The sequence below is a fragment of the Vibrio neptunius genome, assembly GCA_019339365.1.
GTDB lineage: Bacteria > Pseudomonadota > Gammaproteobacteria > Enterobacterales > Vibrionaceae > Vibrio > Vibrio neptunius.
Genome location: CP079859.1, coordinates 3,306,769 through 3,332,718, shown reverse-complemented (window position 1 = coordinate 3,332,718; position 25,950 = coordinate 3,306,769). Strand labels below are relative to the sequence as shown.

Below are 25,950 nucleotides of genomic sequence, written 5' to 3'. Positions count from 1 at the left end.
TTCGCCAATCAATAAACTAAGGTGCAAGTATGGCCATCACAATGACAGAAACCGCGGCAAGTCGCGTTAGAACATTCCTAGAAAACCGAGGTAAAGGGATCGGTTTGCGTTTGGGTGTGAAAACGACAGGCTGTTCTGGAATGGCATATGTACTTGAATTCGTTGATGAGCTTAACGAAGAAGATTCAGTATTCGAGCATGAAGGCGTGAAAGTTATCATTGACCAAAAGAGCCTTGTATACTTAGACGGCACTGAATTGGATTATGTTAAAGAAGGCCTAAACGAAGGGTTTGAATTCAACAATCCGAATGCTAAAAGTGAATGTGGTTGCGGTGAAAGCTTCAACGTATAATTGATAGCGCTTGTAGGCATAGCTTGCAGGTAGATTACCAAGGACCGAATTCTCCATGAATTACTTTGAATTATTTGGGCTACCAAGTCAGTTTCAGCTGGATGGTAGCCTTCTTTCTTCACAATTCCGTGAACTTCAAAAACGCTTCCATCCAGATAACTTTGCCAGTGCTTCAGAGCGAGACCGTCTTATGGCGGTTCAGAAAGCATCGGAAATCAACGATGCCTATCAAGTATTAAAGAGCCCTCTGTCTCGTGCAGAGTATATGCTGGCAGAAAACGGTGTTGATATTCGTGGTGAGCAACAAACCATGAGTGATCCTATGTTCCTAATGGAACAGATGGAATTACGTGAAGAGCTTGAGGATATTCCATCTAGTTCAGAACCAGAAGAAGCACTATTCGATTTTGACAACAAGGTGAGCAAAATGTACAAGCAGCACCTGAAATCGGTAGAGCAGGAACTGAATGATGGCCTTTGGCAACAAGCCGCTGAGCGTGTACGTAAACTCAAATTTATCGCCAAATTAAAAAATGAAATCGAGCTAGTAGAAGAGAAACTCCTCGGCTAGTGAAAAACAAGGACCACTCATGGCACTACTTCAAATTGCAGAACCGGGTCAAAGCTCGGCACCTCATGAGCACAAACTTGCAGCAGGTATCGATTTAGGTACTACCAATTCATTGGTTGCGTCAGTGCGTAGTGGTGACGCTGCAACTCTTAAAGATGAACATGGTCATAGTATCTTACCTTCTGTAGTGAACTACTCTGGTGAAGAACTAACTGTTGGGGCCGAGGCAAAAGCCATGGCCGAGCAGGATCCTGCTAATACCATTATTTCAGTAAAGCGTTTACTGGGACGTTCTCTAGATGATATTCAACAGCGTTACCCAAGTCTGCCTTACCAATTTAAAGCGAGCGCTAACGGCTTACCTGTTCTTGAAACACAAGCGGGCGATAAGAATCCAATTGAGGTTTCAGCCGATATTTTAAGGACGCTAGGCCAGAGAGCGGAAGCAACATTAGGCGGAGAGTTAGCCGGTGTTGTCATTACCGTTCCTGCTTACTTTGATGACGCTCAGCGTGCAGGTACAAAAGACGCCGCTAAGTTAGCTGGTATGCACGTTTTACGTTTGCTAAATGAACCCACTGCAGCGGCTATTGCTTATGGCCTAGACTCCGGCCAAGAGGGCGTTATCGCCGTTTATGATCTGGGTGGTGGTACTTTTGATATTTCAATTCTGCGCCTCTCTAAAGGTGTGTTTGAAGTGTTAGCAACGGGTGGGGACTCTGCGTTAGGTGGTGATGATTTTGACCACTTACTTGCTGACTACTTAATGGAACAAGCAGGCTTAGAAACCCCATTATCACCGGAAAAAACACGAACGTTACTTAACATCGCGACTGAAACCAAAATTGCTTTCTCTGAAAAAGAGAGTGTTGATGTTGAAGTTTTCGGTTGGAAAGGCAGTGTTAGCCGTGAGCAATTTGAAGATCTTATTCGTCCTCTCGTTAAGAAAACGCTGATGTCATGCCGCCGCGCGCTAAAAGATGCAGAAGTTGATGCTGACGAAGTATTAGAAGTTGTGATGGTAGGTGGTTCAACTCGTACACATCTCGTCCGAGAAATGGTGGGAGACTTCTTTGGTCGTAAGCCGCTAACAAGTATTGACCCTGATGAGGTTGTTGCGATTGGTGCAGGTATTCAGGCTGATATTCTCGCGGGTAATAAGCCAGATTCTGAAATGTTGCTTCTTGATGTAATCCCACTATCTCTAGGTATTGAAACCATGGGTGGATTGGTGGAGAAAATTGTTCCACGTAATACCACGATTCCGGTTGCTCGTGCGCAAGAATTTACGACATTTAAAGATGGTCAGACTGCAATGAGTGTTCACATTGTACAAGGTGAGCGTGAACTGGTTGATGACTGCCGTTCGTTGGCACGTTTCTCATTAAAAGGCATTCCTCCAATGGCTGCTGGTGCTGCTCATATTCGTGTGACATACCAAGTTGATGCTGATGGTCTTCTTTCAGTTACTGCAATGGAAAAGAGCACTGGTGTTCAGTCCGAAATACAAGTTAAACCGTCTTATGGTTTGAGTGACGACGAAGTGGCAAACATGCTGCGTGACTCTATGACGTACGCGAAAGACGACATGATGGCACGTGCGCTGGCTGAACAGCGAGTAGAAGCTGATCGTGTCATTGAAGGGTTACTGGCTGCAATGCAAGCGGACGGTGATGACTTACTGTCCGAAGCGGAAAGAGAAGCACTGATTAAATCGATTGAATCATTGATTGAACTGCGTAATGGCGATAGTGCGGATGCTATTGAGCAGGGAATCAAAGATACTGATAAAGCGAGTCAGGATTTTGCTTCTCGCCGTATGGATAAATCGATTCGAGCTGCACTGTCAGGTCAATCAGTAGATGATATTTAAGAGATAAGAGTTATGCCTAAGATTATAGTATTACCACACGAAGATTTATGCCCGGAAGGTGCGGTACTAGAAGCAGATACTGGTGAAACTGTACTGGATGTGGCGTTGAAAAATGGTATCGGTATCGAGCATGCGTGTGAAAAGTCATGTGCGTGTACTACCTGTCACATTGTGGTTCGTGAAGGTTTTGACTCTTTGGAAGAGAGTGACGAGTTGGAAGACGACATGCTGGACAAAGCATGGGGCTTGGAGCCTGAATCACGATTGGGTTGTCAGGCTAAAGTTACGGACGAAGACTTGGTGGTTGAGATTCCTAAATACACTCTTAACCACGCTTCAGAAGATCACTAATACTCTTCATACTTGAAGTCGCAGCGTTGTTTACTAAGTGAGCTCATTCCAATTGCATAGAACACCTATGCTCATAGGGATGAGCTTACTTGTTGCCTAGCCGCAACTCCAATTATTTTGAGTATTCTGCATTTATAGATGTGAGCAAGAAGAATTACATAAGGAATTGGTTATGAAATGGACAGATTCACGCGATATCGCGATCGAATTGTGCGACAAGTTCCCTGAAATAGATCCTAAAACAGTACGTTTTACCGATCTTCATCAGTGGATTACTGAGTTGGATGAGTTTGATGATGAGCCTAACCGCTCTAACGAAAAGATTCTCGAAGCCGTGATTCTATGCTGGATGGATGAAATGGATTAGCGCTTGCTAAAAAGTCTTTCTAGTTAACAAATTTTACTAAAAGTAACGGGCCTTAGCGCCCGTTTTTTTATCGAATTGACATTTTAGCTCTACAAAATGCTAACATCCGAACGTAAAACAAGATGGCTTGGACAACGCCAATAAGAAGACAAGGAGAAACCATGTCTACACAGATGTCAGTATTTTTGAGTCAAGAGCCAGCGGCACCACATTGGGGAGAGAAAGCAATCCTTTCATTCACGGAAACGGATGCAACCATTCACCTTGGTGCGGGAGATGATCTTGGCACTGTACAACGCGCTGCACGTAAAATGGATTCGCAAGGTATCGCTTCTGTATCTCTTGAGGGAGCGGGCTGGGATCTTGAGAGTGTTTGGGCATTTCATCAAGGTTATCGAGGACCAAAGAAAAACAATGCATTAGCTCTACCTGAGTTAGTCGAAACGGCTCAAAGAGAGTTGGACGCACGAATCAAGGCAACCGAGTTCACTCGTGACATCATTAATAAACCAGCTGAAGAAGTAGCACCACGTCAGCTCGCAACTATGGCTGCTGAGTTTATTAAGTCGGTCGCTCCAGAAGGTACGGTTAAAGCTCGAATCGTAAAAGATAAAGACTTACTGGCCGAAGGCTGGGAAGGTATCTATGCGGTAGGACGCGGATCTGAGCGTACATCTGCCATGCTGCAACTCGATTACAACCCAACAGGCGATGAGAATGCACCCGTTTGGGCATGTCTTGTGGGTAAGGGCATCACTTTTGATTCTGGTGGTTATAGTATCAAACCTTCAGGCTTTATGGCGGCAATGAAAGCAGATATGGGCGGTTCGGGTACGATCACTGGTGGCTTAGGTCTGGCAATTATGCGTGGCCTGAACAAACGTGTAAAACTGATCCTTTGCTGTGCTGAAAACATGATCTCAGGCCGAGCGTTGAAGCTGGGTGATGTCATTACTTACAAGAATGGTAAAACGGTCGAGATCTTGAATACCGACGCGGAAGGTCGCCTAGTTCTCGCCGATGGCTTACTTTATGCGAGTGAGCAAAAACCGGCATTGATTGTAGATTGTGCCACGCTGACAGGTGCGGCTAAAAACGCGCTAGGTAATGATTACCATGCATTAATGAGTTTTGATGAAGAACTCTCTCAGCAGGCATTATCTGCAGCAAAAGAAGAGAAAGAAGGCCTATGGCCGTTGCCGTTAGCGGATTTCCACCGTGGTATGTTGCCATCGAATTTTGCTGATTTATCTAATATCAGCAGTGGTGATTATTCTCCAGGTGCCAGCACGGCTGCTGCTTTCTTGTCTTACTTTGTTGAGGACTACAAAAAGGGCTGGTTGCATTTCGACTGTTCTGCTACATATCGCAAATCAGCAACAGATAAATGGGCTGCTGGCGCAACCGGCGTTGGTGTGCGTACCCTAGCTGGTTTACTGATTCAGCAAGCAAACAAATAATTGTGAGAGGTCAATGACCTCCTGAAAAACAAAGAAAATAAAAGGATACCCTATGGCTCTAGAAAGAACTTTTTCTATCATCAAGCCTGATGCAGTAGAACGTAACCTGATTGGTGAGATTTATCATCGCATTGAAAAAGCGGGCCTTCAAATTATTGCAGCGAAAATGGTGCAGTTAACCGAAGAGCAAGCGAGTGGCTTCTATGCTGAACATGAAGGCAAACCTTTTTTCCCTGCTTTAAAAGAGTTCATGACCTCAGGCCCTATCATGGTCCAAGTTCTTGAAGGTGAAAATGCAATAGCTCGTTATCGCGAATTAATGGGCAAAACGAATCCAGAAGAAGCTGCATGTGGCACGATTCGTGCCGACTACGCGCTGAGTATGCGTCACAACTCTGTGCATGGTTCAGATAGTCCTGAATCGGCCGCTCGTGAGATTGAGTTCTTCTTCCCACAGGCAGAGATTTGCCCACGCACTTGATTGAAATCGAGTCCTAATCTGATGTGCTGTGCAACGTTACGTTAAGCAGCACTCTTGTTCTTAAGAAGGTTAGGGCTGCGGGTTGAATTGACCACGAAGGCTCACCATTTACTGCTAGTATTGGTGAGAAAAGTTTTTTTTATTCACATAGGCACGCAAAGCTATCAGTCTTGACAGATTGTGATATACTCTGCGCGCAATTTATACCTTATAAACAGAGTAAGACAATGGCAGATTTATCAAAGTACAGAAACATTGGTATTTTCGCGCACGTTGATGCGGGTAAAACTACCACCACTGAGCGTATACTAAAGCTTACTGGTAAAATCCACAAAACTGGTGAAGTACACGACGGTGAGTCTACAACTGACTTCATGGAGCAGGAAGCTGAGCGTGGTATCACAATCCAGTCTGCTGCCGTTACTTGTGAGTGGAATGGCCACCGCCTAAACGTTATCGATACTCCGGGACACGTTGACTTTACAGTAGAAGTATACCGTTCGCTTAAAGTTCTTGACGGTGGTATCGGTGTATTCTGTGGTTCTGGTGGTGTTGAGCCTCAGTCAGAAACGAACTGGCGCTACGCGAACGATTCAGAAGTTGCTCGTCTGATCTTCGTAAACAAACTAGACCGTATGGGTGCAGACTTCTTCAACGTTGTTGACCAGGTGAAAAACGTTCTTGGTGCAAACCCACTAGTAATGACTCTGCCAATCGGTCGTGAAGACGATTTCGTAGGTGTTGTAGACGTACTAAACCGTCAAGCTTACGTTTGGGACGAAACTGGCCTACCAGAGAACTACGAAATCAAAGACATCCCAGCTGACATGGTTGATGATGTAGAACAGTACCGTGAAGAGCTAGTTGAAACTGCTGTAGAGCAAGACGACGATCTAATGGAAGCTTACATGGAAGGCGAAGAGCCATCTATCGAGCAACTAAAAGCATGTATCCGTAAAGGTACTCGTGACCTAGCGTTCTTCCCAACGTTCTGTGGTTCTGCGTTCAAAAACAAAGGCATGCAACTTATCCTTGACGCTGTTGTCGATTACCTACCAGCGCCAGCAGAAGTTGACCCTCAGCCTCTAACCGATCCAGAAACAGGTGAGCCAACTGGCGAAGTAGCGACTGTATCTGCAGACGAGCCACTAAAAGCACTAGCATTCAAGATCATGGATGACCGCTTTGGTGCACTAACGTTCGTACGTATCTACTCTGGTCGTCTGAAGAAGGGTGATACTATCCTTAACTCAGCAACGGGTAAGACTGAGCGTATCGGTCGTATGTGTGAGATGCAAGCTGATGAGCGTAATGAACTTACTGAAGCGCAAGCAGGTGACATCATCGCTATCGTTGGTATGAAGAACGTTCAAACTGGTCACACTCTATGTGATCCTAAGCATGAATGTACTCTAGAAGCGATGATCTTCCCAGAACCAGTAATCTCGATCGCTGTTTCTCCGAAAGACAAAGGCTCTACAGAGAAAATGGGTATCGCGATCGGTAAGATGGTTGCAGAAGATCCATCATTCCAGGTTGAGACTGATGAAGACTCTGGCGAGACTATCCTGAAAGGTATGGGTGAACTTCACCTAGACATCAAGGTAGATATCCTTAAGCGTACTTACGGCGTAGAGCTAGAAGTAGGAGCTCCACAGGTAGCTTACCGTGAAACTATCACTCAAGCCGTTGAAGATAGCTACACGCACAAGAAGCAGTCTGGTGGTTCTGGTCAGTTCGGTAAGATCGACTACCGTATCCGCCCAGGTGAGCCAAACTCTGGTTTCACGTTCTCTTCAACTGTTGTTGGTGGTAACGTACCTAAAGAATTCTGGCCTGCAGTTGAGAAAGGTTTCGCATCTATGATGGAAACTGGTGTTCTAGCTGGCTTCCCTACTCTAGATGTAGAAGTTGAACTGTTCGACGGTGGCTTCCACGCAGTTGACTCTTCAGCAATCGCTTACGAAATCGCTGCTAAAGGCGCATTCCGTCAGTCTATGCCTAAAGCGGGTGCACAACTTCTTGAGCCAATCATGGCTGTTGACGTGTTCACTCCAGAAGACAATGTTGGTGACGTGATCGGTGACCTTAACCGTCGTCGTGGTATGATCAAAGACCAACAAGCTGGTACGACAGGCGTTCGTATTAAAGCAGACGTTCCTCTATCAGAAATGTTTGGCTACATCGGTCACCTACGTACTATCACTTCTGGTCGTGGTCAGTTCTCTATGGAGTTCGCACGCTACGCAGCTTGTCCAGCAAACGTTGCTGAGCAAGTGATTGCAGAAGTTAAAGAGCGTAACGAGAAGAAGTAATTCTTTACGTTAGTTAGATAGTTTTAAAGCCCCAGACGAAAGACTGGGGCTTTTTTTGGGAGGAGAACGGGAACGCGTTTAACGCTTGGCTACGAGAATCGAGATCAGGCTTCGCCCTTCGAGAATTATTCGGTCATTCCATAGAGTGACGAAGGAGCGAGTAGGGAATCTCATCAAGTCTCCAATTCGCTTCAAGAGATCCCCAACTCACTCGTTCCTCGCTATCGGGGATGAGAAAAACAAAGGGTTGACGCAAAAAAATTGTCAGCACCGAAAATCATCCTAATTCCTAATTCCTAATTCCTAATTCCTAATTCCTAATTCCTAATTCCTAATTGCCGCTCTAGCTCACCTAGGGCTGCGAGTATCAATGATCTCCATATCACTAGGATGCTCTTTCTGACATTCTTCGACTTGGCTGAAAATCCAATCACAGAACTGACGGATTTTCTCACGCTTAAAATAGGCGCTAGGGGCACAAAGGAAATAGTTATAGTCTGTTCTTTGAGCGAGACTGCCTATACGGACTAACTTACCTTCCTCAATGTATCTCTGAGCCAGGGTATGCTTGGCTAAAGCCACTCCTTGTACGGCCAGTGCTCCTTCCAGAACAAAATGCGAACCGTTGTATTTTAATGTTGGTTTCGAGGTACTATGACCTACGTTTTGTAGCCATATCCCCCAATCGAGATCTCGCCAATAATCTTCGATCAAATCAGCGCCCGTTAAGTCACTAAGATCATAAATGCCATGCCGCTCTTGGTAAATTGGATGGCATACAGGGTAGAGCAATTCCTCAAGCATGAGCTTTGACGTCAGATTCGGGTAGTTTCCTGGACCATAACGAATACACAGATCAAGGTTAGAGTGTTGAAAGTCCACTAGGTCGCTGGTGGGTTCGATCATCAGTTCTTGTTCAGGGTGCAACGCTCTGAAATGGCCAATTCTTGGCACCAGCCAATGTTGAGCAAAGGAAGGCAGTGTCGAAATAGACAATAAGTTTGGGTTAGGATCCGAATTGATTTGGCGAACGCCATCTTGAATGTGTTCAAAGCCTTTTCGAGCTTGCTTATAGAGGATATCCCCTTCCGCAGTAAGCTGCACTCTTCGGTGCTGGCGTACAAAGAGTTCTACCCCTAGAAAATCTTCTAGCTGGCGTATTTGTTGGCTGACTGCAGCGGCAGTGACAAACAGATGTTCAGCCGCTTTTTTAAAACTGCCTAACTGTGCCGCCGTGTAAAAGTAATACAGTCCTTGTAAAGGAGGGAGGCGATCTTTCACTTAAGTTTTCCTTAACTAAAGGTCAAATTCCATCGTTTGAGAGCGGTGCGATATTGTCCGATTATTAAGTCAAATCTTAATAAAGACAAGGTGAAGTTATGGAAACTACTGCGAAATCTCCAACGTGTTCGATTGATGGTCGTCTTTCTTTAAGCCAGAAGTTCTTAACTAAGTTCAAAAGGTGGCGACAAAATTACCGTACTCGACGCCAGCTGAATCAACTGTCTGAACACATGCTACGTGATATTGGTGTTGAGTATAAAGAAGCTGAACACGAATCCCGCCGAACATTTTGGGATGACTAGCTCTGTTGTTCATTGATTTCACTCTGGAGCCAGTTAACAAACGCTTGGATACGCTTTTTACGTGGAGAATCTTCACTATAGAAGAGGTTGAACTGGATGCCCGGTGTCATGCCAATATCAAAAGGTTTGACTAAAAGCCCGCGCTCAACGTAATCACTGGCGAGGGAATCAGAAGCAAGGCAGGCTCCATGACCAGACATCACGGCTTTCATTGCATGGTCAAAGGTGCTGACTTCCATCCAACGAACGGAGTTCTTGCTCATAGTGACACCCGCTTGGGCGAACCAAGACTCCCAAGGGTAGCCACCTGATTCATAATGAATCAACCAGCAAGCTTGGAGCTGAGCTGGTTTTTTTAAATTGATCGATTTAGCAAGATGAGGAGAACAAAATGGATAAATCGTTTCCTCAAATAAAAACTCTTTATGGAAGGATTTGTTACTCTCTATATCGAGTTGTTCACCTTGCCAGATAGCAAGATCAGCATCACCTTGTTTTAAATTTGGCGCATCACAGCTGGTCAGGATACGAATCGGAATGTTCGGATGCTGAGTGGAAAACTTCCACAGCCTAGGTAGTAACCATCTCGAAGCAAAAGAGGGCGTTGAGTTGACACAGAGTAGGCCTTCTATGGGTTCACTTTGGATCTGGTTTAACCCTGTGATGATGTTTTCAAAACCATGAGATACGTGCTTGAAGAGTATTTTACCTTGTTCAGTCAAGCGCATTTCTCGTCCATCTCGGACAAAAAGCTTACAGCCCAATCCGTCTTCAAGTTGACGTATCTTTTGGCTAACGGCCGCTTGGCTGATAAAGAGTTCTTCCGCTGCTCTGCTGTAACTGTTTAGTCTTGCGGCTATCTCAAAGTAACGTAGACCCGGCAGATGATGCAATCTTGCATCCATATTCATTCCTTTTTAATTTGCTCCCTTTTTGCTAAGCATCATAATGACAAATGATAAAAAAGCAAAAAAGGAGAGCTTTCGCTCTCCTTATGTTTTACTCTTCCCAGACAACGAGTTGTCCTTTGGGCCAGTTGTGACCTACATCATGATATTTCTGCTCTAGGACATGACGTTTGATCTTCAGTGTTGGCGTGAGAATACCATTCTCAATGCTCCAAGGATCTTTGATCATCAGAACCCCCTTGATCTGCTCGTGAGACTCCAATTCAGCATTCATCCTTTCGACGACTCTCTTCGTTGTTCTTTCGTAGCGAGCGCGATCAAAGTTAGGGAAATCGTGAGGTACCACTAAAAGGATAGGCGCGGGTAATCCAAGTCCGATGAGACACATCATCTCCACACGACTGTACTCAAAGAGTTTCTTCTCAATAGGTACAGGGGCAACAAACTTACCTTTGGCTGTTTTGAAGGTGTCCTTTTTACGCCCTTGGATGGTTAAGTAACCATCTGCGTCGATAAAGCCGATATCTCCAGTGTGTAGCCAGCCTTCTGAATCAAACGATTCTTGAGTTGCGATATCATTTTTGTAGTAACCAGAGAACAGACCCTTGCCGCGCACCATGATCTCTTCATCATCGGCGATCTTAAGCTCGATTCCTGGGCCTGCATTACCGACTGAGCCAATTTTGTCCGCTCTGAATGGATAATTGAGGGTACTGTAAGCAAAGGATTCGGTCATTCCCCAAGCTTCGGTGATATTGAGGCCTACGCTATGGTACCAACTCAGTAATGCTGGCGAGACGGGAGCTGAACCACAGCCCAAAACACGAGCCTGATCTAGACCAAGACCGTCTGCGAGTTTCTTTTTAATCAGTGAATTGACAAAAGGAATTTTGAGCAAAATATTGAGTTTTTTCTGCGGTAGTTTGTCCTGAATACGTTGCTGGAACAAAGTCCATAGACGCGGTACAGAGATAAACAGCGTTGGGCGCTGCATTTTTACGTCTTCGATGAAAGTATCAAGAGACTCTGGGAATGCAGTGGTAACCCCGCCCATAATAGAGGAACCAAAGATATATACTCGTTCAGTGATATGAGCAAGAGGTAAATAAGAGAACAGTCGGTCATTTTCCTGAATACCGATATGGTTTATCAATTGTTGTACTGACCAACTGAAAGCACCGTAGGTCAGCATGGCACCCTTAGGCAAGCCTGATGTACCTGATGTATAAACCAACGACATTAGCTTGTCATCATAATGTTCTGGTCGATCTTTACTCGGCTGAGATTGAGCGATTAAGTTATTAAAGTTGTGCTGACATTGAGGGGCAGTGTCATAAGGGAGTGAGATGCTGATAAGATTTGGCATTGCATCCAGCACTTGTTGAGTTGCGGTAGCATCATCAAGTTTACCGCCAATCAGTGCTTTACTTTCACTATGGGTGACGCAGTATTCAATGGTATCTGCACCGGCTGTTGGGAAGATGGGAACACTGACAAAGTCACCCAGCATCAACGCCAAATCACAAATAAACCATTCTGCGCAGTTTTTTGAGACTAAAGCAATCTTATCTCGTGGTTGCAGACCTAGCTCCTGCAATGCAGCAACCAATTTCAGTGCTTTGTCAGCGACTTCTGCATAGGTGAATTCGACAAATTGACGATCAATGATTTGTTTGAGATACACTTCATTCGGGCGTTCCTCTGCCCAGCGAAGGATCATTTCATTTGGTGGTGGGAGAGCACAAGTCGTTTTGCTTAACTCGTTAGGCTGAATCATTTTCTAACTCCATGTTATTGGCAAAGTTATGATATTTTTATTGTTAACAGCTTGTTAACTTTAGCATGCGGGAGTTAAGAGAGGGAAGCATTAGGCAAGAGTTGAACAGGAACTTGTGACCGTGGCGTTAAAACTAATGGAGCTGGCGGTAGATAGCTGGACTTAGACCTGTTTTTTTCTTGAAGATACGAGAGAAATACGACACGTCATTGTACCCACATTGGAAGGCAATAAAGGAGATTTTCTCTTTTCTTTTTTCACTAAGTAACTGTTTGGCAAGACTTATTCTTTTTATGGTGAGGTAATCTCTAAAGCTGACTCCTATCGATTTATGAAAAAATTTAGAGAAATAGGTAACAGAGTAATGACAGTATTCTGCAATATCTTCTTCACGAATAGTTCGTGAAAGGTTTTTGTCAATGTATCTAAGAATTTCGACTAGGTCTTTGCTGATATTCTTTTGCTCAGATATCGCCGGAAGTTTATGGATCTCTAAGATCTCTTTGTGTTGATTGAACTGGTAGTGGACTTGCTTGCTGAGCTCTTCTGCCCAAGGTTTTACCGATTTTCCATTAAGATCAAGCGTTGAAAACACGATTTCCAATTGCTCAACTTCTGGGTCCAGATGCTCTCTATAGAGCAAGACAAGATGCTTGTGTAAGTTCTGACAAAGCTTTGTAGTGGTTAGAAATAGAGAATCAAAATTTTCTTCGTAGAAAAAAAAACAGAAATCAATATCGGACTCACTCAATACGGAAACGTCATAGCCGTAGTCGAGGAGATGAAAATACCTCTCTAGATCCCTCACTGTATCTTTATCAACGTAACTTATTGATTGGCCCAGCCAATATCCTTTATGTAATACATCCACAGAAAGCGTATTCCCAAGTGATTGTTGCCGTGATCTACTAATAAGGTTAGGTGAGAGGTGGATAATCTCAACTCTCGTGAAGGGAATGTGTTCTAAGCATATGGATAAACCTGAAGCATTAAATAATGTCGGGTATTTTCTGATCTTGCAGGGTAAGCCCGATAAGGAGATTCCATACTTACAGCAAGCCATTGATAGCAAAACTTCTTATTACAAGGTAGCGAATGAAAACCTTGAAAAAGCATTGGCAATGGTAAGGGAAGAAAAAGCAGCAGAAGTTGCATCCGTGGCCGAGCAATAAAAGGAGAGCTAACGCTCTCCTTTTGGTTTATTGTATTTCCTCGTCTTTAAGTAAGATAGCCACCTGCAATGCCCGCTGCCATAAAGAAGATGACCATTGAGACAATGGGCAGTTTCAACTGTCTAAGCAGATAAAAGCCAACCAGAACCAATGAAATGTCGATTGAACTCATCACTGCGCTGCTGAAGACTGGTTGATAGAGAGCGGCAACCAATAGACCGACAACGGCTGCATTTACGCCGTTTACGGCGCCCGATACTTTGGGCATCTTGGCTAAGGATTGCCAGTTTTTTAGTACACCTAAAAGCAGTAAGAAGCCTGGTAAAAAGACACCCAGAGTGGCAATCAATGCGCCTGCAATAGGCGCTTGTGGTAACAACTCATAACCAATGTAAGTAGCAAAGGTGAACATTGGCCCCGGTACTGCTTGAGCCGCAGCATATCCTGTTAGGAAAGCATCCTGACTGAGCTGATCACCGACAATATTCTGTAGCAATGGTAGGACAACATGTCCCCCGCCGAATACCAAACTGCCTGCTTGGAAGAAATTGCTGAATAACTCCAGCGCAGGTAAGTTTTGAGAAACAAAAGGCAGGCCAATAATCAGTATGATAAATAGAACAAGAGGAAACACCGATGGTTCAAAATGTGCCTGAGGTTCTTGCTTTTGATTACTCAGGTACTTTATACCGACAGCTGCGGCGATAACCAGAACCAGTATTTGGGTAGCAATACTGGGGAAAACCAATAGTGATATGGCGGTCACTAAACAGAGAGTGACCGATAGCTTATCTTTACAGAAATTCTTGTACATTCCCCACGTGGCATCTGCTACAACGACAACCGCTAACAGCTTCAGACCATTAACAATATTCTGGAATATGGACATTTCCGTTAGCTCACTGCTGAGTACAGCGAGCGCTAGCATGATAAGGACTGATGGAAGGGTGAACCCTAAAAAAGCCATGCAGGCGCCGGGTAATCCGCCGCGTTTGTAACCGAGAGCAAAGCCAACCTGACTGGAGCCTGGTCCGGGCAGAAACTGACTCAGAGCGACAATTTGTGCGTACTCTTTATCGTCAAGCCATTTGAGCTTTTCAACAAAGGTATTACGAAAGTAGCCGATATGGGCTGCCGGACCGCCGAAGCTTATCCAGCCAAGCCAAAAAAAGGTTTTAAAAATAGACCACATTGTCTGGTTACTCATAGAACAAATACTGCACATACTGTAAGAAATGCACTAAAATGATTCAAATTAATAGTTTTAATACAGTATATGAACTATATGGGATTACTGTGAGAGAGTTTAGTTGGAAAGGTGTTGACCTCAATCTCTTGGTCGCTTTTCAGGCGTTATATGAGACAAAAAGCGTTAGTCTCGCCGCTCAGGAGTGCTATGTCAGCCAATCTGCGATGAGTCATACACTACAACGCATGCGTACTTTATTTGATGATCCTCTCTTTAAACGAGTGGGGGTGCGTATGGAACCGACGCAGCGCTCCCATGACATAGCTCCACTTGTGCATAATCTCTTGGCGAGCATTCAAAACGACTTATTGAGTAAGAAAGGCTTCGACCCTCAAAACTACAGTGGTGTGTGGAAAATTGGGTTGACCGATTATGCTGAGCAGCTCTTTGCTCCGATATTATTTGATGCCATTAAAAACGAATCGCCTCACTCACAAATTAGCTTTGTTAACGTTAACCGTAGCAACTACCAAGCGATAGCAGATAGTGAGCATATCGATGCAATCATTGGCAGTATTGATGGTCATAGTCGCCGTTTCACCTCGCAATATCTCTATTCTGAACAGCATTTGTGTTTGTTTGACCCTCTTACCGTTGAGCACCAGAATCCTATGACATTGGAACAATTTGTATCTGTCGAACATGCGTTGGTGAGCTCAGATGGTAGTTTAGAAACTCAGGTAGATAAAAAACTGGCTAAAATGGGCTTTGAGCGAAGAGTGGGGGTAGTGTCTCGAAATTTTTTGACCATTCGGAAGCTATTGATTGGTCGCAAGATGGTTTGCATCATCCCGAAAAGGTTTGCGCAACTGGAAATGTATAATCACAGCTTAACCGCGGTTGCAGCTCCCTTGGAAGTACCAGATTTCGACATTAAATTATTGTTTCTTAGTGCTAACCAGTATGAAGAAAAGAATATCTGGTTGCGCAATATTATTGCACGTGTTGTGAAATAGGGGGCTTGATAGATAGTGGGTTAGGGCGGTCCTCCGATAGCGGAATACAGTGCAACGTAGGCGGAGTTAAGCTGTATCGCTAACACATCGTATTCTATGTGGCGCGTAATTAGGTATATTGGCATTCTTGTCGGCATAATGTGTGCTTTTGTCCCCCCTTTCTACTGAGCTTGTACGACAATTGTTCGTATTTGTTTTATTAATGAGATTTTGATCAATATATTGTTTACTGATGGTTTTGTTTTTTATTGAGTTCCCTATAGTCGCGCGAGGAATTTTGTGATGTATATTCAAAATATATGGGAATAATAATGAAAAAGAAGTTACTCGCAGCTCTAGTCGCGGCAGTTTCATTTCAAGCAGTGGGTGCGGAAAACGTAGATGCACAGCAGGCAGAACGTAGTTACCTAAATGATGGCTGGTATCTAGGTGTAGACATCATTGATACAGATGTTAATGCGACAAACTGGGATGGAGCGAGCTCTGCAGGTGAGGTGTCATCTACCAGTGCAGCGCTAGCAATTGGCTATAACTTCCATATCGCTGACTCATTTGTGGTTGGTCTAGAAGCTGAGTACGCGCATTACGGGTCTTTTGATATTGCCCTGAAAGGTGATACTGCGGTGAATAACCTTGAGTTTTCAGCGTTCAACTTGAATGTGAAACCTCAGTACTACTTTGGCCATTCAGATTTCTATCTAGGTGGAATCTTTGGAATCGGTGGTGTTGGTGGTGAAAACAAGTCCAACGGTTCTGAGGCTTCTGGCTCTTCAGTGCTTTATGGTGTTGAAGCAGGCTACGCATTCAATAATAATTGGAGCATTAATGCTGGATATCGAACAACAACGGCTGAGTACGATAATGCAGACTTCGATATGGACACTTTGTTCCTAGGTATTGATTACAAGTTCTAACCGCTTGTATTACCGAACTGAAAAGGGAGCATTACGCTCCCTTTATTAGTTTATCAATCACCGGATAATGGTGTGCTTCTACACCCGCGAGGTTGCCATACTTAGGCGCATGTCGGTCATCTTCCCTCGGGAAATGCCAGCCGATGGTGTGCTCAATAAATTGTTTGGCAAACGGTTCGGAGATTTCCAGACACCCTGCTAATACAGTATCGACATAGGTTTGCATGATAGGGCTCAGGCTACATGGCGGCTCTGGGTTGTCTTTGATGTACACCCAAACCTGATCATTGGCACGAAACGGGTTACTACACTCAAGCTGTGAATGGGGCACTTCCACTCTATGGTAGCCTCGCTCGCGAACATCAAATTCACTCAGCTCATCTTCTCTGATTTCGAGTAGTACTCCATTGACTAATCCTTCGCCTTTGTTTACTACCAGTGGTGAAAGGATATAACTGTCATCCACTTTACCCCAGTAGCGTTTGAAACCATGAACAATGGCAGGCAACGCTTGCGCGGTTTTTCCTGTCAGTTGTCTCGATGCGGAGTTCATTAAACTGCCGTAGCCAAAGATGTAAATTGCCATGTATTCTCCCTCTGTGTTCAACAAACAACCTAAAGGTTTTTACCACAAAAGAAAAGACCCCGTAAAAGCGGGGTCTGAATAGCGCGCAAAATAGGGGAGCGCGCCTAAGGTGCTTAAATGATTAAGCGGTTGCTAGCTGTGCTTTCGCTTTACGCATCTTCTTAAGTGAAATACAGGTCAGGGCGGTCACGACTGTACCCGCAGCCATACAAGCGAGTGCCATCAGCGGTAGGTTCATTGCGCCAAGCAAGGCGACAACCGGACCACCGTGCGCGACGCTGTTGGTGACACCAAATGAGAAGGCCATTACCGCCGCCACCATAGAGCCAAGCACGTTAGCCGGAATCACAGACATTGGATCTTGCGCGGCAAATGGTATTGCGCCTTCTGAGATACCGACCAAGCCCATAGCACCGGCCGCTTTACCAGCTTCGATTTCTGATGCTTCAAATAGATTGAATTTACGACCAAGGAAAGTGGCGAGACCCATACCAAGAGGTGCTACAGGAATTGCACACGCCATAGCGCCCATAAATTGCGTCTGACCACTGGCTATCATGCCGACAGAGAACAAGAACGCGACTTTGTTAAACGGTCCGCCCATATCAAAACCAGCCATGCCACCTAAGACAATACCCAACAGAATCACACTGCCAGTACTCATGCTGACTAACATCGCATTTAGGCTATCCATCAAGCTTGCAATGGGTGCACCAATGACGAAGATAAACAGGCTAGAGATAAACAAAGAGCCGAGGATTGGTGCAATCATAATAGGCACCAATGGCTGAATAAATTTATGGTAGTTGATGCTCGTCAGCCATTTGACAAAATAGCCCACCAGCAGGCCAGCAACGATGGCGCCGATAAAACCTGTGCCAGCTTCCGCACCATAGAAAGAGCCATTGTTCGCAATCCAGCCCCCAATTAATCCCGGAGCAAGCCCCGGACGATCAGCAATTGCATAGGCTATGTAGCCCGCCAATATGGGGATCATCAAGGTAAACGACACCACACCGACATCCAGTACTTTTTGCCACATGCTGTCTTCAGGAATTGCCATTCCCGCAGACGTTGGCTCGCCACCAATGGCCAGCGCGAGTGCGATCAGCAGGCCACCTGTAACCACAAATGGAATCATGTGTGAAACGCCGTTCATCAGGTAGCGGTATAAATCGCTACGGGCATTCGAAGAAGCTGTTTCAGTCGTTTGGCTTTCTTCACTCGCTGTATAGAGTGGCGCTTGTAGCGCTTTTTCTATCAAACCTTTAGCATCGCTGATCGGTGCCTTGACACCTGTTGAGATGACCTTTTTTCCTGCGAAACGATTCATATCAACCTGTTTGTCACAGGCGACAATGATCGCGTCAGCTTTAGCTATCTCTTCTGAACTCGGCGTGTTTTTGACCCCGATAGAGCCATTGGTTTCGACTTTGATTTGATAGCCAAGTTCAGCGGCGCCTTTTTCTAAGGCTTCGGCGGCTAGGTAAGTGTGCGCAACGCCTGCTGGGCAACCAGTTACACCGATTAAAAAGCCTTGATCGGCTTCTGGGTTATCTTGCAGATCTTGTGGTTTGGCGAGCAGTAATTCTAATGCTTCTTCTGCGGAGCTGGCCTGCATAAAACGTTCGATAAAACCTTCTTCGATAAGTTTGGAAGAGAGCTCAGCCAGCACCTCGATATGGTGGTCGGCACCACCATCAGGAGAGGCAATCATAAAAAATAGTTTGCTCGGCTGACCGTCTTCTGCGCCGTATTCTATCCCTTGGCGGCTAATACCAATCGCGACAGCAGGCTGGGAAACCGCGGCACTTTTGGCATGAGGCAGCGCGACGCCATCTTCAAAGCCTGTGTTGCCAATCTCTTCGCGAGCCTGAATGTCATTGAGGAATTGTGCTTTGTCGCTGATGCGGTGGTTGTTGCTAAGCAGTTCGATCAGTTCTTCGAATACTTCTTGCTTGGTTGTTGCTTGGAGATCTAAGCAAATCAACTCTTGATTGATTAAGTCTGTGATCATCTCGTTTACCCCGATTGGTTCCTATTTATGCGGAACTTGTTTTTTTATCTGAGGGTAATTGTGGGTTATTCAGTCAAGGATTTTTAGTGTACCAGAAATGCATTTACTGGATTATTGTAACTATGGATTTGGAGTGTGATCGAAATCAATTATTGATTTAAGTGTAATTAGTTTGTTTAATTTTAAATTAACTATTAAATATCAAATGTTTATTGTTTTTTATTAAGTGTTTCTATCTTTGAAAGGAAAAATACAAATCGTAAAAACTAGAGTATAGTAACCTCGATTTTATGTGTTTTTTGTTGATGGAAGTCACGAAAAGTGATTACTTAAGAGGGGGCTATGAGTCATATATTCCATGATTTACTCGATAATGTTATTCATGAACGAGAGCATTTTAGTCGGATCTGGTTTGCTGCAGACAAACTCACACCCCCTGCTTTTAGCTATCAGGTGAACTTTCCGCGGCTTGAGCTCGTTTTAAGTGGCGAGTACCTCAATCAACTTGAAGATCCTGAACAAGGGATTGCGGACATTAGCGTATTGAGTGGAGACGCACTCTATATTCCTCCTAACTGTTGGAATAAACCGAACTGGGAAAACGAATGTTCGGTACTGAGTTTGCTGTTTGGTCGTCGCCAGTTAGGTTTCAGTTTGGTGAGCAAGCGTGCGGGGGAAAGCGGTTTCTATGACATCCAGAAATATTCTGTACCGACCCGAACTGGGCACGCGGTTGATCATATTTTGCAGGCATTGAACGCACTAGCTCAGGAACCTCAAAAAGCTCCGATGGATGAACATTTGCTGGTGGCTCTGCTCAGCTATTGCCAATCAATGTTACAAAAGCCTGATGGCCGTTCGAAAAGCCATAGTGAAGATCTTTACCAAGGAATTTGTATCTATATTCAAGAGAATTTTCATCGGGCAATTACCAGAGCGTCGATTGCTTCGCGGTTTAACATTTCCCCCAATCACTTGTCGCGCTTGTTTCGCCAACAAGGGCATATGACACTGGCCGACTACATCACCTGGGTTCGAATTGACCGCGCTAAGTTTATGCTCAAGCGCTATGACTTCCGTCTACAGGAAGTGGCGAACCGTTGTGGCTACGCTGATGCCAACTATTTTTTTCGGGTGTTTAAGAACAAAGTCGGTATGACGCCGAGCGAATATCGGGCGAGCTAGGCTTGTGCCAGTTTATGGGTAAGAAGTGCTTTTAACGCTTGTTGTTCGTGGCTGGTACGCAGCAACTGGCAATAGTCTGGATCCAGCAATGAACGAGTCAGGCGCGTAAAGGCTAGCAAGACATCACGTGACGCTTTATGTGGCAAAGCGATAGCGATGATCATACTGACACCACCCGGAACGGGAGAGTTCCAGTCTAACTCTTCTGTGAGCGATACAATGCTGACACTTGGGATATCAATCGCTTCACTCATGATGTGAGGAAGGGCGATCCCATGCCCAATAGCGGTTGAAGAGGTTTGCTCTCGCTGAGCAAACTGTTCACTTATTAGAGCTGGGTTTGAACTGGTAATGCATTTTGTCGCGAGGCTGAATGCCGCTGACTTATTTTCAACATCACTGTGGTGGTGTAAGTAGCTAAGTGGAAAATCGAGATGAAAAGTGGGCAGATTGCTGAGCAGTGCAATATTGGTTAATTGGTTACTCTTATGCGCAGTATTGACCAAGGTGAACTGATCGCTGATGAAATTAGTAAACACCATGCAGGCCAATTCTGCATCTGAGCCTTCAATGTGTATCTGACATAAATCGAACTCCTGACTGCCCAACGACATGATTTGCAAAGGGTGCTCGATATTGGCTCTTTCCCACTTGGTGACATTAAGTAACACGACCACCGAGCGAAACATCCCGCTCAAGGCCTTGAGTCGATTGATTTTCCAACTGGCAAATCCATCCTCGGGGAGAACGAACGTAATTCGACGTTCAATCACAGTGATTTGCACCTGTCGAGAACGGCATCAACATTGGTCAAGACTTCTTCAATGGTAACAACATGGATTTTACAACCAGTGAAGCGTGCACGCTGTTCTATCTCTATATCTGAAGCAATCAGAACCAAGTCTGCGCGCATAATATCTTGAGCGGAGAGAGGGTTTTCAATCCCCATTGCACCTTGGGTTTCGACCTTGATCTGCAAGCCTTTTTTAGGTGCAGCTTTACTCAGTGCATCGGCAGCCATGTAAGTATGAGCAATACCGGTAGGGCAGGCGGTTACAGCAACAATTTTCATCTAAACCTCACATTATCCAGATGGGTTATTGTCAACTTCTGACGACTTGGGTCAATGATTCAGACCTTCAAAATTTGTACTTTCATTACTCTTATGTGTCTTTATGACCTAATTTTATGGAGTCATAAAGACATGATTTCTTTTAACGTATTGAATTTTATTAGATTTAACACTGGAATAAATATTGCTGTTAGATAGTTAGATTCAATATTTGGAGTGACCATTGTGCTCAATATTACTGACAAAAAAGTCGAAGAAGCCATTCCGCCGATTTTACGTTTGGGGTTTCGGCCCTTCTTTTTGCTTGGGGCCGTTTACGCTGTTATTGCTGTCGCCTTGTGGGTATGGATGTTTCAAAACGGCCAACCTGCAGCGTTAAGAGTGCCTGCTTTGTGGTGGCATGTGCATGAGATGTTGTTTGGTTTCTCGATGGCGATTGTGGTGGGGTTTGTTTTGACCGCAGTCCAGAATTGGACGGAAATCAATGGCACCAGACACCATAGATTGGCGCTACTGGTTGGTTTGTGGCTACTTCCGCGTGTACTGTTTTGGACACCTGCACCTTTGTGGTTGATTTCATCGATAGAGGCTCTGTTTATCGCTTTTGCAGCGTATGAAGTTGGCAGTCGAGTGATCAAAGCTAAAGGGTGGAAAAATCTGTTCTTTGTGTCCTTGTTTGTTTTGGCGATTGCGGCGAACTTTGCCAGCTACGCGACCATTAAGGGGATGCCGCCGTTTCCTTCTTCAGCGGTCTGGCAGGCAATGTTGTGGTGGTTTACGATTTTACTGTCGGTAATGGGCGGGCGAGTGATTCCATTCTTCACTGCACGGCGATTTAATTTTGAGAAACCACAGCCGATGACTTGGTTAGAATGGACGGCAAACCTACCGCTGGTCAGTTTATTTATTCTGAGCTTTTTCCCTGTCACTTTTGCTCAGCTCGGGCCTTCTCTGATGGTCATTTCCGGTTTAGCACATTTAGTTCGTGTGATGAGATGGCAGCCGTGGCGCACCGTCAAAGAGCCGTTAGTGTGGTCACTGCACTTAGCTTACTTGTGTATTCCGGTCAGCCTATTATTGAGAGGGTTACTCGATAACCCATTTGCGGGCCACAATATGTTGCATCTGTTTGCGATCGGAGCGCTCGGCGGCTTGATACTGGCGATGATCGCTCGTGTAACCATGGGGCATACTGGGCGAGCAATTTATCAGGGCCCAAATATGGCGTTAGCATTCGCTATGCTGACGGCTGCTGCGTTAGTTCGTAGTGTTGGTGTGGTTCTGTGGCCAGCCCAAATGATGTTGATGATCGATATCAGCGGGCTGTTATGGATATTGGCTTTTACTCTGTATGTGATTAAGTTTGGCTCTATGTTGCTAAAAGCGAGAGTCGACGGTCATCCTGGTTAAGTAGCTAACGGCTGCCTTCGCGCGCTGATCGATTCACTTAGCAGAAAAATAAAAAGGGTTGATGCTTACACATCAACCCTTTTTCTGTTCGGCTACTAGCTTAGTTATTACTGTGTAGCTCAGAGTTCAGCTCTACTGCAGTTTTGTTCGCCAGACATTCAATCTGACCAGTCACTGAGTTGCGACGGAACAGTAAATCAGACACGCCAGCTAGGTCGCGTGCTTTCACCACTTCCACTTCGTTGCCTTCTGAATCCAGCATGCGAACTTTAGCACCCGCAGTGACATACAGACCAGACTCAACAGTACAACGATCGCCCAGTGGGAAACCAAGGCCTGCGTTTGCGCCTAGCAGTGAACTTTCACCGATAGAAACGACAACTGAACCACCACCAGACAGTGTACCCATGATTGAAGCACCGCCACCAATATCAGAGCCGTTACCAACCACAACGCCAGCAGAGATACGGCCTTCAACCATGCTCACACCCGTTGTACCCGCATTGAAGTTGATGAAACCTTCATGCATAACGGTTGTGCCTTCACCAACGTGAGCGCCAAGGCGAACGCGTGAAGTATCAGCGATACGAACACCAGCAGGCACCACGTAATCGACCATTTTAGGGAATTTGTCGACACAATCGACAGATAGGTTGCGGCCTGCTAGGCGTGCTTCAATTTGGCGATCAGCCAGTTCTGGCAGATCGATAGGGCCTTCGTTGGTCCACGCAATGTTATGCAGTAGGCCAAAGATACCGTCAAGCACAGTGCCGTGAGGTTGAACTAGACGGTTAGAGATCAGTTGAAGCTTCAGGAAGCCTTCAGCAACAGAAGCTGGCTTCTCATCTGCTGCAAGAACAACAAGTACTAGCGGTTGTGAAGACTCCGCTGCTTTAGCTGCGAATGAGGCGTTTGCAGCATCACCGTTTGCTTCGAATGCGCTAGCAAGTTCTGCACTTTGTGCCGCAGAGATTTCGATCGCTTGGTTGCCTTGCTCGTAACCTGCTACTTTTGCGACTGCGTCTACCAGTGCATCAGACGGGTTAAGAACTGGGTTCGGGAAAAATGCTTCAATGATTTTTCCATCGCGGTTTTTGGTTGCCGTACCGAAGGCTAGAGAAAAGTAAGCCATGTTGAATCTCCGTGTAGTAATCGTCAGTCTGGAAGAGTGATCTCTTCCTCCAAATCAGTTGAGTTCATCATAAAGAGAGCTTTTTCGACTTTAAAGAGCAGAAACAGATAAAGTCTGTAGGTCGATACGTTTTGTCTCTTTAGCGATATCTTGTCTTTTTATCTATATAGGGAAGTGGTGAGGGCGATAATGGTTATTGAGTGTGAAAGAAAAATAAAAAGAGCCCGAAACTGAGTTTCGGGCTCCTTAAATAAAGACTTTACTTTAAACTGATTGGCGTTTGCTTTTTAGCTTTATATTGTCCAACCAAGACACCCGTTGAGCTTGGGTGCGAAAGCAAAATTACTTGCTTAGGTCTTCTGCGTGCTCAGATAGGAACGCTGCAACACCTTTTGGAGATGCGTCCATACCTGCTTTACCTTCTTCCCACTGTGCAGGACATACTTCACCGTTCTTCTGGTGGAAGTTTAGCGCGTCAACCATGCGTAGCATTTCGTCGATGTTACGGCCTAGTGGTAGGTCGTTAACAACTTGGTGACGTACAACGCCTTCTTCGTCGATTAGGAAAGAACCACGGAAAGCAACGCCTGCTTCTGGGTGCTCAACGTCGTATGCTTTACAGATTTCGTGCTTAACGTCAGCAACTAGTGGGTACTTAACTTGACCGATACCGCCATCTTCGATAGCAGTGTTACGCCATGCGTTGTGAGAGAACTGAGAATCGATAGAAACACCGATTACTTCAACACCTTTAGCTTGGAAATCAGCTAGACGGTTGTCGAAAGCGATTAGCTCAGATGGGCAAACGAAAGTGAAATCTAGTGGGTAGAAGAAAACAACCGCTTTCTTACCTTTAGTGAACTCTGCAAAGTTGAAGTTATCAACGATCTCACCGTTACCTAGAACAGCTGCAGCAGTAAAATCTGGGGCTTGACGACCTACTAGTACCATTTTTTTGCTCCTAAAATATATGGTTAGTTCCAAACCAATTGATTCGTTTTTGGTTTGGTCCGTGTTTGTACGCGACAAACTATAGTACAGATTGTAGTATGGAAAAAAGCGAAATAAATAGATTGAGTTAATCGAAAAAAGCGATAATGCTAAACCATTATCTTGATCACTGGATGAGCAGTAGTTACATATAGAATTATGAATAAGTGGCCTAGCCTCAAGCAATTACATTATTTGGTAACCCTTCACGAAACACGCCACTTTAGTGAGGCGGCGGAACGGTGCTTCGTGAGTCAGTCAACGCTCAGTAAAGGTATTCAAAACCTTGAAGAGCTGATTGGTTGCCCTCTTTATGAGAAGAAAGATAAGAAAAGCCCGTTAGTGTTTACACTGGCAGGAGAGCAAGTTGTCCAACAAGGGCGTGAACTTCTGGCAAAAGGACAAGATCTGGTGGAGCTTGGTCGTCTTTGTCAGGGAGATGAAATGGAAGGGCAATTGCGTGTGGGTTGTATTCCAACCATTGCGCCTTTTTTACTCTGTGATTTGGTGCAGGAAGTGAACCAGCGCTTCCCTTTACTGAATTTACTGCTAAGAGAAGACACCACAACCAATTTACTGGCGGCGCTGCGCCACGGTGAATTAGATGTACTTATCTTAGCTTTGCCAGTTGATATAGATGGCATGGAAAGCAAAATCGTCGGTAATGATCCATTTCGGATGATCATCAGCCGTAATCAGGCCGATGCGATTCAGACCCCGATTAAGTACGATGACCTGCCTGATGAGTTTGTGTTCTTACTGGAAAAAGAACACTGCCTAACAGAACATGCCGTTTCTGCTTGCCAGCTGACTAAGAAAGAGAAGATTAACCCATTCTCGGCAACCAGTTTACATACCTTGGTTCAGATGGTTGCCAATGGGTTAGGAACCACCTTTATCCCCCAGATGGCAATCGATCACGGGTTGATTGATAACCAAAACTTAGTGGTTGTTGATGCTCCTGGGCAGCAAGCACACCGCCATATTGGGCTAGTTTGGCGCCCTAGTTCTTCAAGAGTGAATACTTTTAATCAACTGGCACAAGTCGTATCAGAGCTGCTTTAGCGATAAGTATTAGACCAAATCTCGATGATACCTTCCAAAAGCACACTAGTTTTAGTGTGCTTTTTAGCATTTTATTCTGTCGGTGAACTTTAACTTGTAAAATTTTACAAAGAAATCTTGATGAAGCTTTCATTAAATTGTGAAATTTCACAGTGTCAAT

General features: G+C 45.0%; 25 protein-coding genes and 1 pseudogene. 15 read left to right on the top strand and 11 right to left on the bottom strand.

Going from position 1 to position 25,950, the window contains the following annotated elements; translation table 11 throughout:
• The first annotated feature begins 29 nt into the window (after positions 1-29).
• The 8 genes from iscA to fusA all read left to right on the top strand — a co-directional run bounded on the left by iscA (position 30) and on the right by fusA (position 7,771).
• Positions 30-353, top strand: a complete 324-nt coding sequence (gene iscA / locus KW548_15465) for an iron-sulfur cluster assembly protein IscA (protein ID QXX06443.1) — start codon at positions 30-32, stop codon at positions 351-353.
• A 55-nt stretch (positions 354-408) separates the two neighbouring features.
• The gene (gene hscB, locus KW548_15460) at positions 409-924 is read left to right on the top strand and encodes a co-chaperone HscB (GenBank protein QXX06442.1); all 516 of its coding nucleotides are present in this window, start codon (positions 409-411) and stop codon (positions 922-924) included.
• A gap of 19 nt (positions 925-943) precedes the next feature.
• Positions 944-2,797 (top strand): Fe-S protein assembly chaperone HscA, encoded by a 1,854-nt coding sequence (gene hscA, locus KW548_15455; GenBank protein ID QXX06441.1) that lies wholly within the window; start codon positions 944-946, stop codon positions 2,795-2,797.
• Positions 2,798-2,809: 12 nt separating this feature from the next.
• Positions 2,810-3,148 (top strand): ISC system 2Fe-2S type ferredoxin, encoded by a 339-nt coding sequence (gene fdx, locus KW548_15450; GenBank protein ID QXX06440.1) that lies wholly within the window; start codon positions 2,810-2,812, stop codon positions 3,146-3,148.
• A gap of 172 nt (positions 3,149-3,320) precedes the next feature.
• Positions 3,321-3,515 (top strand): Fe-S cluster assembly protein IscX, encoded by a 195-nt coding sequence (iscX, locus tag KW548_15445; GenBank protein QXX06439.1) that lies wholly within the window; start codon positions 3,321-3,323, stop codon positions 3,513-3,515.
• Positions 3,516-3,676: 161 nt separating this feature from the next.
• A complete protein-coding gene (gene pepB / locus KW548_15440; GenBank protein ID QXX06438.1) occupies positions 3,677-4,975 on the top strand; it encodes an aminopeptidase PepB in 1,299 nt (432 codons plus the stop codon).
• Between the two features lie 52 nt (positions 4,976-5,027).
• Positions 5,028-5,456 carry a nucleoside-diphosphate kinase gene (ndk, locus tag KW548_15435; GenBank protein ID QXX06437.1) on the top strand — a complete coding sequence of 143 codons (429 nt, stop codon included), beginning with the start codon at positions 5,028-5,030 and terminating at the stop codon, positions 5,454-5,456.
• A gap of 227 nt (positions 5,457-5,683) precedes the next feature.
• The gene (fusA, locus tag KW548_15430) at positions 5,684-7,771 is read left to right on the top strand and encodes an elongation factor G (protein ID QXX06436.1); all 2,088 of its coding nucleotides are present in this window, start codon (positions 5,684-5,686) and stop codon (positions 7,769-7,771) included.
• 348 nt (positions 7,772-8,119) lie between these two features.
• Here fusA and KW548_15425 read toward each other — a convergent pair whose 3' ends face one another.
• The gene (locus KW548_15425; protein ID QXX06435.1) at positions 8,120-9,052 is read right to left on the bottom strand and encodes a LysR family transcriptional regulator; all 933 of its coding nucleotides are present in this window, start codon (positions 9,050-9,052) and stop codon (positions 8,120-8,122) included.
• Between the two features lie 98 nt (positions 9,053-9,150).
• On the opposite strand from KW548_15425, the gene KW548_15420 reads away from it, so the two are divergent.
• On the top strand, positions 9,151-9,357 hold the full coding sequence (locus tag KW548_15420) for a DUF1127 domain-containing protein (protein QXX06434.1): 207 nt from the start codon (positions 9,151-9,153) through the stop codon (positions 9,355-9,357).
• Here the strand turns inward: KW548_15420 and KW548_15415 are convergent.
• The 3 genes from KW548_15415 to KW548_15405 form a co-directional block, all read right to left on the bottom strand.
• On the bottom strand, positions 9,354-10,262 hold the full coding sequence (locus KW548_15415; protein ID QXX06433.1) for a LysR family transcriptional regulator: 909 nt from the start codon (positions 10,260-10,262) through the stop codon (positions 9,354-9,356). The two genes, KW548_15420 and KW548_15415, sit on opposite strands and share 4 nt — an antisense overlap.
• 94 nt (positions 10,263-10,356) lie before the next feature.
• Positions 10,357-12,042 carry an AMP-binding protein gene (locus KW548_15410; GenBank protein ID QXX06432.1) on the bottom strand — a complete coding sequence of 562 codons (1,686 nt, stop codon included), beginning with the start codon at positions 12,040-12,042 and terminating at the stop codon, positions 10,357-10,359.
• Positions 12,043-12,175: 133 nt separating this feature from the next.
• Entirely contained in the window at positions 12,176-12,913 is a 738-nt protein-coding gene (locus KW548_15405) for an AraC family transcriptional regulator (GenBank protein ID QXX06431.1), read from the bottom strand.
• 94 nt (positions 12,914-13,007) lie between these two features.
• On the opposite strand from KW548_15405, the pseudogene KW548_15400 reads away from it, so the two are divergent.
• Positions 13,008-13,214, top strand: a pseudogene (locus KW548_15400) (hypothetical protein).
• Positions 13,215-13,260: 46 nt separating this feature from the next.
• On the opposite strand, the gene chrA reads toward KW548_15400, so the two are convergent.
• On the bottom strand, positions 13,261-14,406 hold the full coding sequence (gene chrA, locus KW548_15395) for a chromate efflux transporter (GenBank protein ID QXX06430.1): 1,146 nt from the start codon (positions 14,404-14,406) through the stop codon (positions 13,261-13,263).
• Between the two features lie 104 nt (positions 14,407-14,510).
• On the opposite strand from chrA, the gene KW548_15390 reads away from it, so the two are divergent.
• Together KW548_15390 and KW548_15385 are read left to right on the top strand one after the other, a co-directional pair.
• Positions 14,511-15,419, top strand: a complete 909-nt coding sequence (locus KW548_15390) for a LysR family transcriptional regulator (protein ID QXX06429.1) — start codon at positions 14,511-14,513, stop codon at positions 15,417-15,419.
• Between the two features lie 311 nt (positions 15,420-15,730).
• Entirely contained in the window at positions 15,731-16,333 is a 603-nt protein-coding gene (locus tag KW548_15385) for a porin family protein (GenBank protein QXX06428.1), read from the top strand.
• A gap of 31 nt (positions 16,334-16,364) precedes the next feature.
• Here KW548_15385 and KW548_15380 read toward each other — a convergent pair whose 3' ends face one another.
• Positions 16,365-16,919: a gamma-glutamylcyclotransferase gene (locus KW548_15380; protein QXX06427.1), complete on the bottom strand. Its 555-nt coding sequence runs from the start codon at positions 16,917-16,919 to the stop codon at positions 16,365-16,367.
• Between the two features lie 121 nt (positions 16,920-17,040).
• Entirely contained in the window at positions 17,041-18,936 is a 1,896-nt protein-coding gene (locus tag KW548_15375; protein ID QXX06426.1) for a fructose-specific PTS transporter subunit EIIC, read from the bottom strand.
• A gap of 342 nt (positions 18,937-19,278) precedes the next feature.
• Here KW548_15375 and KW548_15370 point away from each other — a divergent pair, with 342 nt between their 5' ends.
• Positions 19,279-20,121, top strand: a complete 843-nt coding sequence (locus KW548_15370) for an AraC family transcriptional regulator (GenBank protein QXX06425.1) — start codon at positions 19,279-19,281, stop codon at positions 20,119-20,121.
• On the opposite strand, the gene KW548_15365 is transcribed toward KW548_15370, so the two are convergent.
• Entirely contained in the window at positions 20,118-20,894 is a 777-nt protein-coding gene (locus KW548_15365) for a PTS sugar transporter subunit IIA (GenBank protein QXX06424.1), read from the bottom strand. The genes KW548_15370 and KW548_15365 overlap by 4 nt on opposite strands.
• Positions 20,891-21,193 (bottom strand): PTS fructose transporter subunit IIB, encoded by a 303-nt coding sequence (locus KW548_15360; protein ID QXX06423.1) that lies wholly within the window; start codon positions 21,191-21,193, stop codon positions 20,891-20,893. Before KW548_15360 ends, KW548_15365 begins: the two co-directional genes overlap by 4 nt.
• Positions 21,194-21,418: 225 nt before the next feature.
• On the opposite strand from KW548_15360, the gene KW548_15355 reads away from it, so the two are divergent.
• Positions 21,419-22,603 carry an NnrS family protein gene (locus KW548_15355; protein ID QXX06422.1) on the top strand — a complete coding sequence of 395 codons (1,185 nt, stop codon included), beginning with the start codon at positions 21,419-21,421 and terminating at the stop codon, positions 22,601-22,603.
• Between the two features lie 100 nt (positions 22,604-22,703).
• Here KW548_15355 and dapD read toward each other — a convergent pair whose 3' ends face one another.
• Positions 22,704-23,735, bottom strand: a complete 1,032-nt coding sequence (gene dapD / locus KW548_15350; GenBank protein ID QXX06421.1) for a 2,3,4,5-tetrahydropyridine-2,6-dicarboxylate N-succinyltransferase — start codon at positions 23,733-23,735, stop codon at positions 22,704-22,706.
• A 342-nt stretch (positions 23,736-24,077) separates the two neighbouring features.
• Positions 24,078-24,686: a peroxiredoxin C gene (locus tag KW548_15345; GenBank protein QXX06420.1), complete on the bottom strand. Its 609-nt coding sequence runs from the start codon at positions 24,684-24,686 to the stop codon at positions 24,078-24,080.
• A 198-nt stretch (positions 24,687-24,884) separates the two neighbouring features.
• Between KW548_15345 and KW548_15340 the strand changes: the two genes are divergently transcribed.
• Entirely contained in the window at positions 24,885-25,790 is a 906-nt protein-coding gene (locus KW548_15340) for a hydrogen peroxide-inducible genes activator (protein QXX06419.1), read from the top strand.
• Positions 25,791-25,950: the final 160 nt, after the last annotated feature.